Here is a 13213-nt window from a genome sequence, read left to right as displayed (position 1 = left end):
GTCTTTCTTCCGGAAACTCCCTGGTTACCTTGCATACCTTCTCCCTGTTAAACGAAACAATATTGATTTCAAAGTGTTCTACCTGGATGCTGTTCCACAAGGACGCGTCCTGGATTTTGGTTGTGGAAACGGCACATTGCTGGATAACTTAAAAGCTGTGGGTTGGGAATGTTACGGATTAGACGTTGATCCGAAAGCAGTTGCTTATTGTCAGCAAAAAGGATTAAACGTAAGTATCGGCGATATTCCTTCCCAAAACTACCCGGATGATTTTTTCGACGCTATCACCATCAATCATGTAATAGAACACGTGCATGAAGTGGACGAATTATTGAAATCCTGCCACCAGAAGTTAAAAAAGGGAGGGAAATTAGTCATCGCTACTCCAAATACAAGAAACTGGCAACGTGGATTGTATCAGGAAAACTGGTTCCAGTTGGACCCTCCAAGGCATCTTCATTTATTTCACCCGGATAACTTAGAGGTGGTGGTGAAACGAAATCAATTCGATATTCAGGAATCTTTCACTAGTCTCCGTATGGATGCCTGGTCTACCACCGTATCAAAAGCCATTAAAAGAAAAGGGCGTTTTGTAATTGGCAGAGATAAAAAAAGAATCTCGGACTTTATTTTGGGAGTTTTTCATCAAAACATGAGCCTTCTTTTTAAGCTCTTTAATAAGCAAGCCGCTGGGGAAATCATATTAATCTCAACGAAAAAATAATGATAAATAATAAGAGGGTCGCTATTGTAATTCCGAATCATCGGGCTACGCTGAAATGGAATGAAAAAATTTCACTGGCCAGATGCAAAGAAGTTTTTAGTGATTATGATGTCATATTGGTTCACCCTCAAGGTATTTTGTTAACAGAATATGAAGAATATGAGTTTATTACAAAATATGTAGGATTAAAACCCAAATATTTTACAAGCGAGTCGAAGTACAACCGTCTGATGAATATTCCCTACTTCTATAAACATTTTCTGGAGTACGATTACATATTGATTTATCAGTTGGATACATTTGTTTTCGAAAACAATATTGAGGAGTGGTGCAATAAAGGCTTTGATTACATCGGAGCTCCCTGGATAAACAGTAGTTGGATTCAAAAACTAAACAGCAAGGTTCCAGGTATGAAACGCTGGATAAAAAAAGTAGGAAACGGAGGATTATCTCTGCGAAAAGTAAAAAAGTTTTATTACGGCAGCATCTATCTCTACCCGATAGCCATATTTTGGAAGGGGAAATGGCACGAAGATTTTTTCTGGTCTTCCGTAGCAAAGAGGCTCATTCCCGGTTTTCGTATACCGGATGTTAACATCGCATTGCAGTTTGCATTTGAAGAAACTCCTGAAATCTGCTATGAATTAAACGGGAACCAGCTCCCTTTCGGTTGTCATGCCTGGGAAAAATTCAATACTGATTTTTGGGCACCACATTTTAAAAACTACGGATATACAATACCCGAATCATTTTTAACGAAGTAAGTCACCTTACTTTATTATTTACTAATTACTAAAATTAAACAATATATGACAAAATCGTTAGTAACAGGAGGAGCCGGATTTATTGGCGCTCATGTGGTAAAAGAATTACTTTCCATGGGGCATTCCGTAGTTGTCTTGGATGATCTCAGCGGTGGGTTTAAAGATAATGTGGACAGCAGAGCTGTTTTTATTGAAGGCAGTATTACCGATCATGTATTGGTAGAAAAACTTTTTCAAGATCATCAATTTGATTATGTATACCACTTAGCGGCTTATGCCGCTGAAGGATTGAGCCATTTTATCCGCCGATTCAATTATAATAACAACCTGATCGGCAGTATAAATATTATTAATGAGTGCGTAAAAAGCAAAGTGAAGTGTCTGGTGTTTACGTCATCCATTGCTGTATATGGTGCGGGACAACTTCCATTAAGAGAAGATACGATACCTCAACCTGAAGATCCATATGGAGTGGCTAAACTGGCTGTTGAAATGGATTTAAAGGCTTGTCATGAAATGTTTGGTCTAAATTATATCGTCTTTAGACCACATAATGTGTACGGTGAATATCAGAATATCGGTGATCGATACCGAAATGTAGTCGGGATATTCATGAATCAATTACTACAAGGTAAGCCTTTAAGTGTTTTTGGAGATGGACAGCAAACCCGTGCTTTCAGCTATATAACTGATGTTGCACCACATATTGCCCGGTCGGTAGAAATAAAAGAAGCTTATAATGAAGTCTTTAACATTGGTGCTGATAAAGATTATTCCGTAAATGAGTTAGCAACAACTGTTATGCGTGTAATGGGAATTAATGGCGAATTACAGTATCTTCCTGCACGTAACGAGGTACTTCATGCATATTCCGACCACAGTAAAATGCATCGGGTATTTGGGGTAAATAAATATGACATCTCACTTGAAGAAGGATTAACAAAAATGGCCGAATGGGTAAAAGAAGTGGGAAGCCGCTCTTCTTCAAAATTTGAAAACATCGAAATTTTGGAAAAATTACCTCCAAGTTGGGCCGGTGAATAAATCTTCTAATAAAAAACTGATCTAAAAATCAGTAACTCTATCATCATTCAAATCCCCAATGATTTTTATCCTTGGGGATTTATGTTTTATACAACTTTATCCTAACTGATAGAGTTCACAACTCGGGTTCAATGAAGCGCTTAAAAAGAGCTCTCGATATAGCACAAGATCAGAAGTCAAAGAATGTGTTGTTTAAATTCTTCATCATTCAACCTTTCAAAACTGTCAATCAAACTGTTTTTGGAACAATTGTAAATTTGTGCCTGCTTAGTACCTGCATAAGTATTTACTACTTCATACCCTCTAAAGACTTTTACACAACTTTCCAGCAAAGAAACCATGGTAATGTTTTTCGAAGTATCAACAGAATCTTTCAGTACCCTTTCCTTCTGCTCTTTCTTTTCCTCATACAAATGCATATCAGTAATCACCAGGTTGTTTTGCTTGTTCACTGTCACATTGGCGTGCCAGTTGTTTTCCCCACCAAACAGAAAAATACGCTTATTACCTGTTTTAACTGCCAGGAAAAGAGTGTAGACAAGCACTGTCTGGCTTTGTGGCGTCGCCAGGTTCCAATTGTACAGCCAATGATTAATACTACGGAAACCACCTTTGGTTGTCACATAATTCACAAACTGGAACTTAAAGTTTTTCTTTTGCTTCAAACTTTTAACAAAAGGAGATTTCCGGCTGCTCCATGGAAGGTAAAAGGTTATTTCCCAGTCAACTTCTTCTGTTAAAATCCGGCAAGTTTTTTCAATGGGTTCAGTCATTGATTGCATAAAAAAAGCAGGATCCAAAAAGAAATAATTCTTCGGTTTCAATTGAAAAAAGAACTCTGAGTAACAAAAATGATTCACGACAGCCAGAGGAGTTGTTTCAAAAACTTTCAGGTTGTTTACAATATCCTCTTTAAGAGACGGTCCGTTGCCTAATACAAGGATATTCTGATCAGCGGACTTTCCTATTCTGATAAAGTAATTGCTCTTTAAGACAACCTTTCCAAGGTTAACTATTGTCTGAAAAAATCTGTTAATCATATTTCCTTATTTGATACTATGCGTCCAATACTTGTTTTCCGGTAACGATCACAAAGTTTTTCCTCTACACTCTCTTTCGTGATTGAATAAAATTCCGTTGCAGATAGAATGATGTATTTTCTATCAATACGACCTTCATTCACTTGATTTTTGGCTATCAAAGATACACTTTTTATAGAGACAATGTCAGCACTGGCTATTGAACTCCGTTTTTAATTCCGCAGGATGTTGCAGGGTTTAAAACCCATGATCCGATTGATTTTACATTTCCGTTACCCGGGTCATTCGATAAGAGGATTTCAGTATATTTGTAAGACCTTATATAATGTAGTGTGAAAGACAAATCAATTCTAATAACGGGTGGAACCGGTTCTCTCGGAAAAGCGCTTACCAAACATATTTTATCACAACATTCGGATATTAAACGCCTGGTTATCTTCTCAAGAGATGAACAAAAACAGTTTGAGATGGAACAGGAATTTCCGGCGAAAACGTATCCGCAAATCCGCTATTTTATCGGAGATGTCAGAGATTTCGAACGACTTGAAAGAGCTTTCTCAGGAATTGATTATGTGATCCACGCTGCTGCTATGAAACATGTTCATATTGCCGAATACAACCCGGATGAATGCGTGAAAACCAATGTCGGGGGGGCAGAAAATGTCATCAAAGCAGCTTTAAAAACAAATGTGGAACACGTTGTTGCCTTATCAACCGATAAAGCATGTGCACCTATTAACTTATACGGAGCTACAAAACTAACTTCGGATAAATTATTCGTTGCCGCAAACAATATTCGTGGCAAGAAGAATGTGAAATTTTCTGTTGTGAGATATGGCAATGTAATGGGCTCTAACGGCTCAGTAATTCCTTTCTTTCTTAAAAAGAAAAAAACGGATGGAGTATTGCCCATAACGGTTGAATCCATGACCCGTTTCAATATTTCGTTACAAGGTGGTGTAGATATGGTGATGCATGCGCTTGAAACAGCGTGGGGCGGAGAAATTTTTGTGCCCAAAATACCATCTTACCGCATTTTGGATGTTGCCGAAGCGATCGGACCGGAATGTAAAAAACCGGTTATTGGTATTCGACCCGGTGAAAAAATTCATGAGGAAATGATTACTTCTTCTGATTCGTTTTTCACTTATGACCTTGGAAAATACTACACAATTCTTCCTCAAACTCCCAATTGGAAAATTGAAGATTTCAAAGTCCACTTCTCAGCAGAAAAAGTACCGGATGGCTTTGCATACACTTCTGACAAGAATACAGAATGGGAGACGGTTGATAGTCTTCGAAAGCTGATCAAAGAACACGTTGATCCATCATTTGAATTATGAGAAAAGCAATTCCATATGGAAAGCAAGAAATAACGGATGATGATATTCAAGCTGTAGTAGAAACTCTTCAATCCGATTTTCTGACACAAGGACCAAAAATTGCTGAATTCGAGAGTGAATTTGCAAAATATGTTGGTTCGAACTATGCAATTGCAGTCAGCAATGGTACTGCTGCTCTGCACTTAGCGGTGATGAGTTTGGGATTGCAGGAAGATGAATATGTTATTTGCACGCCGATCACTTTTTCCGCTTCTGCAAATTGCGTGCGGTATTGCGGAGGAAAAGTGCTTTTTGCAGATATTGATCCTGAAACTTACCTGATGGATCTTGAATCCGTTAAAACGGTGCTCCAAAACAATCCGGATAAAAAGATAAAAGGAATTATTCCCGTTGATTTTGCAGGACGGGTTCCGCAATTAGCTGATTTCAGAAAATTGGCTGATGAATACAACTTGTGGATTATTGAAGATGCCTGTCATGCACCGGGAGGATATTTCATAGATGAAACGAATAAAAAGCAAACAGCCGGCAATGGTCAGTTCGCACATTTGTCTGTTTTTTCATTTCACCCGGTAAAACACATTGCAACCGGGGAAGGCGGAATGATTACCACCAACGATGAGGTCTTGTACAAGCATTTAATGAGGCTTCGCACACATGGAATCACCCGGGATATTGACTCATTTGAAAACACCATTGAATTTGCAGTTGGAAACAGTTCTGACAACAGTTCTTACCCGGCATGGTATATGGAAATGCAGGAGTTGGGATACAATTATCGTTTAACTGACTTTCAGGCTGCCCTGGGGCTTTCACAATTAAAACGTGCAGATGAGAACTTAAGCAAACGAAGAGCAATTGCTAAATACTATACCGAAGCTTTTGAGACTGTTCCGCAAATTTTCCGGCATTCTGGACTGGTTGATGGGCATGCCTATCACCTTTTTGTACTGGAGGTAGAGGATCGTAAAGGTTTGTATGATTATTTACGGTCTCAGAATATCTTTGCTCAAATCCACTATATTCCAGTTCATCTCATGCCTTATTACAAAAAACAAGGTTTTAAAGCGGGCGATTTTCCGAAGTCAGAAACCTATTATTCAAGGTGTATCAGTATTCCGATGTTCCCAAGCATGACAGATGAGGAACTCGAACAAGTGATTTTGACCATTCAGGCATTTTATACTAACTAAGGTTTAATCAATCAGCAGATTGTGGCAAAATTAGCAATTATACCAGCTCGAGGAGGAAGTAAACGAATCCCACGCAAAAACATCAAGGATTTTCTTGGAAAACCTATCATTGCATATGCCATTGAAACCGCGTTAAAAAGTAATCTTTTTGATCTGGTTATGGTTTCAACTGATGATGAAGAAATTGCTGCAGTTGCTAAAGCATATGGTGCAACTATTCCTTTTTTGAGAAGTCAACAAAACAGTAATGACTTTGCCGGAACTTTTGAAGTAATTGAAGAGGTCCTTCAGCAGTATTTAAATGACGGGTTCATTTTTGAAGAGGTTTGTTGTATTTATCCTTGTACTCCGTTGCTTCAAATAAAAGATTTAACGGAAGCATATCACAAACTGAATCAAGGTTCTTACTCATCCGTTTATCCGATTGTTCCTTACTCCCCCCCCATTCAAAGAGCATTGACACTTTCCAACGAAAAACTGGAATATATGAATCCGGAACATTGTTTTACGCGATCACAAGATTTAGAAAAATCCTATTTTGATTCCGGACAATTCTATTGGATGAAACCCAATGATGTCATTCAACAAAAAGGAATCTTCACGAATAATACCGGCTATATCATTTTAGATGAACTTTTCGTTCAGGATATCGATAATGAAACAGACTGGAAACTGGCAGAATTGAAATACAAACTTCTTAATTCTTAATAAAGTGGATACACCCGGAACAATTTCATTTGTAAAGAATAAATACGGTTACCTGGAGATAGAAGAAAAGCCAAGTCCTGAGGACCTGGAGAAATATTATGCAGATATCTATTTTCAGACCAACCAAGGCGCTTATGAAGCAACCTATTCAGAACAGGAATTAGCCTTCTTTACGAATTCCAATCACCTGAAATCGGAAATAATTACAGCCTTTTTCAAAGATAAACCAAAATCACAGCGAAAACTGCTGGATGTTGGATGTGGTGAAGGTTTTACCTTGAATTATTTTTTCAAACAAGGTTGGGAAGTCAGTGGAATTGATTATTCCTACGATGGAGTTCGTCGACAAAACCCGGAAATGGAACCCTTTGTATTACAGGGTGATATTTATGTCCGAATACAGGAATTGATTAAAAAAAAAGAACAGTACGATGTCATTTGTATTCTCAATGTATTAGAGCACGTTATTGACCCGGTTTTAATATTAAAACAACTTCGGGAATTAGTTTCTGCGGGTGGTTTGTTGATTATTTTAGTTCCTAATGACTTTTCCACACTGCAAAAATCACTTTTGGCCGATAAAAAGATTTCCAGGGAATTCTGGGTCAAAACTCCGGATCATTTAAACTATTTTTCCAAAGATTCATTGATTGCACTTTGTGAAGATCAGGAGTTCAAATTCCACAAATGTTTGTCCGATTTCCCTATAGATTATTTCCTGGCGAATCCGGACAGTAATTACATTGAAGATGGAAGCAAAGGGAAAAATTGTCACCAGGCACGTATGTGGTTAGATCACCTTCATTGTTCCGTCTCTATTCCAAAAACCATTGAACTCTATGAAGCATTTGCGAATTTGGGATCAGGAAGACAATTGACAGCATATTTTACAAGACCATGAGTTACTCCAATTATTTGACAAATTCCGTCTATTCACTTGGTGACTTTCAGGTAACTCCAATGAGAGAAAGTGATATTTTCTTAATTAAAGAGTGGAGAAACGCCCAAATGGATGTTCTGAGACAGAACAAACCAATCAGTGATGAAGAACAAGCAAACTATTATCGAAATATAGTCGTCCCGGGTTTCAGGAAAGAACAACCGAATATCATGCTTTTCAGTTTTCTTCACTTAGGCGAATGTATTGGATACGGTGGACTGACAAATATTCATTGGCTGGATATGCGCGTAGAGCTTTCTTTCCTTGTAAATCCGGTTCATGCAGCAGATCAGCTAATTTATGAACGTGATTTCAAACATTTCATTGAACTCATGAAGGAAATTACATTCAAAGAACTGGGGTTCAATCGTATTTTTACAGAGACTTACGATATTCGGGAACATCATATTGGAATTTTGGAATCTTGTGGCTTTGTAGCTGAAGGTAGAATGAGATCACACGTATGTATTAATGGTATCTTTGTAGATTCTTTGATACACGGAATATTAAAAAAGGATTATGGATTTTAAAGAGAAAAGGGTTTTTATCAGTGGCGGTAGCGGTGTAATTGGAACAGAAATGGTGCAACTGCTTCATCAGCAAGGTGCACATATCATGGTGGGTGATTTAAAACCAATTCCATGCGATTTCCCCTCAACAATTCAATACCGCCAGGGAGATTTAAACTTCATTACTCAAGAGGAATTAAATCACTTCAACCCGGAATATTTCATTCATTTGGCAGCAACCTTCGAGCGCTCGGCTGAAACATATGAACATTGGGAGGAAAACTTTCACCACAATATTCTTTTGAGTCATCATTTAATGACACTCATGAGAAATGTGCCGGCACTGAAAAGAGTTGTGAATGCATCCAGTTATTTGATCTACGACAAAACTCATTATCAATTCAAAGAGGCTCAAAATCAAGCGGTAAAACTCACCGAATCACATAGTATCAATCCGCGAAATCTGACCGGCCTCGCAAAACTTGCGCATGAAATCGAGTTGGATTTTCTCTCATTGTTCAAGTCCGATCAATTCACCAGTATTTCCGCACGGATTTATCGGGGTTACGGTAAAAACTCCCGGGATATCATTTCCCGATGGGTTCGAAATTTATTGAATAATGAAAAAATCACAGTGTACAATCCCGAAGGCTTTTTTGATTATATCTATGCACAGGATACAGCCAATGGATTACTTAAACTGGCACTTTGCGACCAAACAGGAATCGTAAATCTGGGTACGGGAAGATCCAGACAAGTTGGAGATGTTGTTCAAATCCTACAAGTACATTTCCCACAAATGAATATCGAATACATTCGAAAAACGGATGAACTCATTGAAGCTTCAGAAGCAGATATAACTTTATTGAAAAGTTATATCAATTGGGCACCTGAAAGAGATCTGGAAGACACTATTCCGGAAATCATCGCATTCGAACAACAAAAAAAGAGCACTGACGAAGTAGTATACGGAAATATCCTTGTCACAAGTGCTTCTCGTAAAATCGGTTTAATTCAAGCTGTGAAAAAAGCGGCAAATAAAATTCATGCTTCCATTCAAGTAATTGCAGCAGATTCATCTGACAGCTGTTTAGCAAAATATTTTACCGATTATTTTTGGAAAATCCCATTGATTAGTCAAATCGATATTCATGTATTTATCAAGGAATGTCAAGTCCGCTCTATTCGTTTGATTATTCCATCCCGTGATGGTGAATTAGCTTTTTTCGCTGAAAACAAATCACTTTTCAAAGAGGCCGGAATTCATGTCATGATTTCGGACAATACATCTATCAATAGATGTATTGACAAACTGTCTTTTTATAATGAAAATAAAGCCATCCAATCTAGTATCATTCCAACATTTGAAGATCTTGAGTCTATAAACTCGACTCATTTTGTTGTGAAAGAACGTTTTGGAGCAGGTTCAGATTCCATTGGCATCAATCTGAATAAAGAGGCTGCTTTGGCACATTCCGAACGATTGAAATTCCCAATATTCCAGCCTTTTATTAAAGGCTCCGAATTAAGTATTGACGCATATATTGATACTTCAGGAAAAGTAAAGGGAATTGTAATGCGAAAACGCGAATTGGTCGTGAATGGCGAATCTCAAATCACAACCACTGTTCAAAATACCGAATGGAAAAATGCATTTATTGCAATCATCGGTTCATTAAATCTTTCAGGGCATATCATCTTACAGGCAATTATTGATTCCAACGGAGAAATCCATGTAATTGAGTGCAATCCCAGATTTGGTGGAGCTTCAACCCTTTCAATCAAAGCAGGATTAGATAGTTTCTATTGGGCGTACCTGGAAAGTTCTTCGATTTCACTGGAGTCCTATCCATTTGTTGAAACGAAAGAACCAATTACACAAGTTCGTTATCCTGCAGATCTGTATTTATGATACTTGTAACAGATTTAGACGATACCCTTTATCCTGAAATCGAATTTGTTTACAGCGGATTCCGGGAAGTCAGTTCTTATTTAAGAAATGCATTCGGAATAGATTCGACTGAATCTTATCGGATCATGCTGGATGAACTTACTGCAAACGGACGTGGAAAAGTATTTGATTCTGTATTAAAACAATACCATATCAATACTGCGGCAAATCGAAAAAAATGCGTTGCTGTTTATCGCTCTCATCGACCTGAATTGGTTTTGTATCCTGAAGCCATGCGATTCCTCTCTCGATTTTCAGGAAGCAGAAAATACCTGGTTACCGATGGAAATATTCGTGTGCAGCGAAATAAAATCAATGCTCTTGGATTAAACAAACATTTCATCAAAACAATTCCAACCTATCAATATGGTATTCAATATTCCAAACCATCAGTTTTTTGCTTTGAAAAAATTCTTGAGTGGGAAAAAAAAGCTCCTAACCAATTGGTTTATATTGGAGATAATCCAAGGAAAGATTTCGTTTCACTGAATAAGATAGGAGCCAAAACCATTCGTGTATTGACGGGGGAATTTCGATCATTACAGGTCAGTTCAGAATTTGATGCTCAATATACAGTAAAGAATCTAGATGAAATTACAACAGAATTTATACAAAAAATTGCACCATGAAAATTGGAAATTTTGAAATAGCGCATAACAAACCGTGCTTTATAATTGCTGAGTTATCTGCCAATCACAATGGCAGTCTTGAAACGGCTATTGAAACTATTCGCGCAGCAAAACGTGCAGGTGCAGATGCTATTAAATTTCAAACATATACAGCAGATACTATCACCCTCAACAGTAAAAAAGAAGATTTTCTGATTCAGGGAACGATTTGGGAAGGAAAATACTTGTACGATTTATACCAGGAAGCTTATACCCCCTGGGAATGGCATCAAAAATTGTTCGACGTAGCAAAAGAAGAAGGATTGATTTGTTTTTCGTCTCCTTTCGATAAAACTGCAGTGGATTTTCTAGAAGATTTAAATGTTCCTGCTTATAAAATTGCCTCTTTTGAAATCACGGATATTCCATTGATCGAGTATACTGCCTCCAAAGGAAAACCAATTATTATTTCAACAGGGATTGCAACGCATGAAGATGTTGAATTAGCCGTAGAAGCTTGCAAGAAAGCGGGGAACCATGAAATTATCCTATTGAAATGTACTTCCAGTTATCCCGCTCCAATCGAAGAAGCAAACATGGTGATGATTCCTTATTTTGAGAAAGAATTTGGTGTTATTTCCGGTTTATCTGACCACACCATGGGGTCAACTGTCGCTTTGGTGGCTACCTGCCTTGGAGCAAAAGTCATTGAAAAACATTTTATTATAGATCGGTCAATCGGCGGACCTGATGCAAGTTTCTCCATGAATGAGACGGAATTTGCGGAGATGGTTAAATCTATCCGAGATGCTGAAAAAGCAATGGGCATTGTAACTTTTGAATTGAGTGAAAAACAATTGATCAGCAGAGCACACAGTCGCTCATTGTATGTATCAAAAGACCTTAAAAAAGGAGAAATCGTTACCTCGGAACATATCCGATCAGTAAGACCAGGATTTAGCCTCCACCCCAAACACTATTTTGAGATTCTCGGAAAACGATCTTTAAAAGACTTCACCATCGGTGACCGCATAAAAAAAGAGGACTTTGAATAAGTCCTCTTTTTTTGTTCTTAAAAGCAAATTTTATTTGGTAGTTATCCCGTTTTTCTTTCTTCTCCATAAATAATACACTCCGAAAGCAAATAATCCAAATAAGATCGCTGATCCGATTTTGGCAACCATTCCAATCGTGTAATATTTCGGTAAATCGTATACAAATTCGATTTTATGTGTTCCGCCTTTCAATTCCAATCCACGAAGCAAATAATTCACTTTCAGGATTGAAGTTTCTTTTCCGTCCACCAATGCTTTCCATCCGAGCGGGTAATAGATTTCTGAAAAAACTGCCAGCTGATCACCTTTTACATTCGCTTCGTAAGTCAGTTTATTTGGTCTTGCCGAAAGCAATTTAATTGTTCCCTCTCCGGAAAATTTCTTCTTGCTTAATTGTTTTGCCACTGAACTCAACATTACAGCCTCATTAGCCGGATTGAAGGCGCTCTCAACTTTCAATTGTACCAATGGTGTAAATGATTTGGTCGTGTCACGCTCCAATGTTATCATCGGAACCAGGTTCGTCGTTCCTCTTACGTCCATGACAAACATCACGTCTTCCCCAACGGGAATTCCATTTGACAATTGAACCGGAACCGTATCTTTTCTTCCCGGAATCAAATACTGCAAGCTTTCGCTTCCATAAACCTCCGCTTGTTTCACAGGTAGTTTATTTACCAACAAAACACCTTGCCCTTTGTTTTCCAGTTTAAATTTGCTTCCAAGCGCCCTGATTTCATCATTCGGAGTAGCATATTCCTTCACATCTTTCACCAACCACGCATTTCCAAGTGCAGTCGGATTCAAAACAGCTGTATCCAAGCCATTTTGCTGGGGCTGAAGGAAATATTTCACATTCAGCATGTCAAACACCTTGTTATTAGATTTAGACAGGTGGAACGAAATCAGGTTATCGATGTTTCTCAGTTTCGCACCATGATATCCTCCCAATGACTTATGGAAGAACGATGCGCGACTGCTTGAAAATGCACCTGAGAAATCAAGAACCCTGTAATTTGTAGCCGAACTCAACGCATAAAAACGGTATGAGTTAATGACATTTATTCTTGCAGCACCTTCGTATCCCAGTTCATCTGCCAAAGCTTCACCTTTCGCTTTTCCGTTTGCAATTTTTGAAGCAAGGGCCGGATTTTGACGCACCTCAGACTGTAAGATTTCCTCATCTCCTTTCGTAGCTGCTATCGGGTATGCAGAAAGACTTGCTTCTTCCCAGTACTTATATCCGTTTCCTGAAGCATCATCAACTGCTCCAAGATAATTGTATGCAACCGGAAGCATATCCGCAAAAGTCAACACCACCAAGCCCGCAACCA

At 38.2% G+C, this 13213-nt stretch carries 13 protein-coding genes; 11 read left to right on the top strand and 2 right to left on the bottom strand.

From position 1 onward, the window contains the following. The 3 genes from Q1V93_RS13655 to Q1V93_RS13645 all read left to right on the top strand — a co-directional run. Nucleotides 1–724: class I SAM-dependent methyltransferase (locus Q1V93_RS13655; RefSeq protein ID WP_300665448.1), on the top strand; the 724-nt coding region annotated here is incomplete at its 5' end. After that, a complete protein-coding gene (locus tag Q1V93_RS13650) occupies nucleotides 724–1488 on the top strand; it encodes a DUF5672 family protein (protein ID WP_300665447.1) in 765 nt (254 codons plus the stop codon). The genes Q1V93_RS13655 and Q1V93_RS13650, both read left to right, overlap by 1 nt. A 45-nt stretch (nucleotides 1489–1533) precedes the next feature. Further along, nucleotides 1534–2532, top strand: coding sequence for an NAD-dependent epimerase/dehydratase family protein (locus Q1V93_RS13645; RefSeq protein WP_300665445.1), 999 nt, complete (start codon nucleotides 1534–1536; stop codon nucleotides 2530–2532). 176 nt (nucleotides 2533–2708) lie between these two features. Here the strand turns inward: Q1V93_RS13645 and Q1V93_RS13640 are convergent, their stop codons facing one another. After that, the gene (locus tag Q1V93_RS13640; RefSeq protein WP_300665443.1) at nucleotides 2709–3572 is read right to left on the bottom strand and encodes a hypothetical protein; all 864 of its coding nucleotides are present in this window, start codon (nucleotides 3570–3572) and stop codon (nucleotides 2709–2711) included. Between the two features lie 332 nt (nucleotides 3573–3904). Here Q1V93_RS13640 and pseB point away from each other — a divergent pair, with 332 nt between their 5' ends. Genes pseB through pseI form a run of 8 tightly spaced genes read left to right on the top strand, consistent with a single transcriptional unit; the run spans nucleotide 3905 to nucleotide 11879 of the window. Next, nucleotides 3905–4915: a UDP-N-acetylglucosamine 4,6-dehydratase (inverting) gene (gene pseB / locus Q1V93_RS13635; RefSeq protein ID WP_300665442.1), complete on the top strand. Its 1011-nt coding sequence runs from the start codon at nucleotides 3905–3907 to the stop codon at nucleotides 4913–4915. After that, complete coding sequence (gene pseC / locus Q1V93_RS13630) at nucleotides 4912–6108, top strand: UDP-4-amino-4,6-dideoxy-N-acetyl-beta-L-altrosamine transaminase (protein ID WP_300665441.1); 1197 nt, start codon at nucleotides 4912–4914, stop codon at nucleotides 6106–6108. The genes pseB and pseC overlap by 4 nt, the downstream gene beginning before the upstream one ends. Before the next feature lie 21 nt (nucleotides 6109–6129). Beyond that, nucleotides 6130–6816: a pseudaminic acid cytidylyltransferase gene (pseF, locus tag Q1V93_RS13625; RefSeq protein WP_300665440.1), complete on the top strand. Its 687-nt coding sequence runs from the start codon at nucleotides 6130–6132 to the stop codon at nucleotides 6814–6816. A 4-nt stretch (nucleotides 6817–6820) separates the two neighbouring features. Continuing rightward, the gene (locus tag Q1V93_RS13620; RefSeq protein ID WP_300665439.1) at nucleotides 6821–7717 is read left to right on the top strand and encodes a class I SAM-dependent methyltransferase; all 897 of its coding nucleotides are present in this window, start codon (nucleotides 6821–6823) and stop codon (nucleotides 7715–7717) included. Further along, nucleotides 7714–8286, top strand: coding sequence for a GNAT family N-acetyltransferase (locus Q1V93_RS13615; protein WP_300665438.1), 573 nt, complete (start codon nucleotides 7714–7716; stop codon nucleotides 8284–8286). The genes Q1V93_RS13620 and Q1V93_RS13615 overlap by 4 nt, the downstream gene beginning before the upstream one ends. Further along, a complete protein-coding gene (locus Q1V93_RS13610; protein WP_300665437.1) occupies nucleotides 8276–10177 on the top strand; it encodes an NAD-dependent epimerase/dehydratase family protein in 1902 nt (633 codons plus the stop codon). Before Q1V93_RS13615 ends, Q1V93_RS13610 begins: the two co-directional genes overlap by 11 nt. Next, entirely contained in the window at nucleotides 10174–10845 is a 672-nt protein-coding gene (locus Q1V93_RS13605) for an HAD family hydrolase (RefSeq protein WP_300665436.1), read from the top strand. Before Q1V93_RS13610 ends, Q1V93_RS13605 begins: the two co-directional genes overlap by 4 nt. Continuing rightward, entirely contained in the window at nucleotides 10842–11879 is a 1038-nt protein-coding gene (pseI, locus tag Q1V93_RS13600; protein WP_300665435.1) for a pseudaminic acid synthase, read from the top strand. The genes Q1V93_RS13605 and pseI overlap by 4 nt, the downstream gene beginning before the upstream one ends. 30 nt (nucleotides 11880–11909) lie before the next feature. Here the strand turns inward: pseI and Q1V93_RS13595 are convergent. Then, the coding region (locus Q1V93_RS13595; RefSeq protein WP_300665434.1) for a YfhO family protein at nucleotides 11910–13213 on the bottom strand (1304 nt) is incomplete at its 5' end.

Source organism: Fluviicola sp. (assembly GCF_030151805.1).
Classification (GTDB): Bacteria; Bacteroidota; Bacteroidia; order Flavobacteriales_D; family Crocinitomicaceae; genus Fluviicola.
Note: the sequence above shows the minus strand (reverse complement) of the source record. Positions and strands in the feature narration are given on the sequence as shown.

Bases quoted from the DNA above. Each gene is read 5' to 3' on its own strand.
- Q1V93_RS13650 (WP_300665447.1), top strand. From the start codon at position 724: ATGATAAATAATAAGAGGGTCGCTATTGTAATTCCGAATCATCGGGCT.
- Q1V93_RS13645 (WP_300665445.1), top strand. From the start codon at position 1,534: ATGACAAAATCGTTAGTAACAGGAGGAGCCGGATTTATTGGCGCTCAT.
- Q1V93_RS13640 (WP_300665443.1), bottom strand. From the start codon at position 3,572: ATGATTAACAGATTTTTTCAGACAATAGTTAACCTTGGAAAGGTTGTC.
- pseC (WP_300665441.1), top strand. From the start codon at position 4,912: ATGAGAAAAGCAATTCCATATGGAAAGCAAGAAATAACGGATGATGAT.
- Q1V93_RS13615 (WP_300665438.1), top strand. From the start codon at position 7,714: ATGAGTTACTCCAATTATTTGACAAATTCCGTCTATTCACTTGGTGAC.
- Q1V93_RS13610 (WP_300665437.1), top strand. From the start codon at position 8,276: ATGGATTTTAAAGAGAAAAGGGTTTTTATCAGTGGCGGTAGCGGTGTA.
- Q1V93_RS13605 (WP_300665436.1), top strand. From the start codon at position 10,174: ATGATACTTGTAACAGATTTAGACGATACCCTTTATCCTGAAATCGAA.
- pseI (WP_300665435.1), top strand. From the start codon at position 10,842: ATGAAAATTGGAAATTTTGAAATAGCGCATAACAAACCGTGCTTTATA.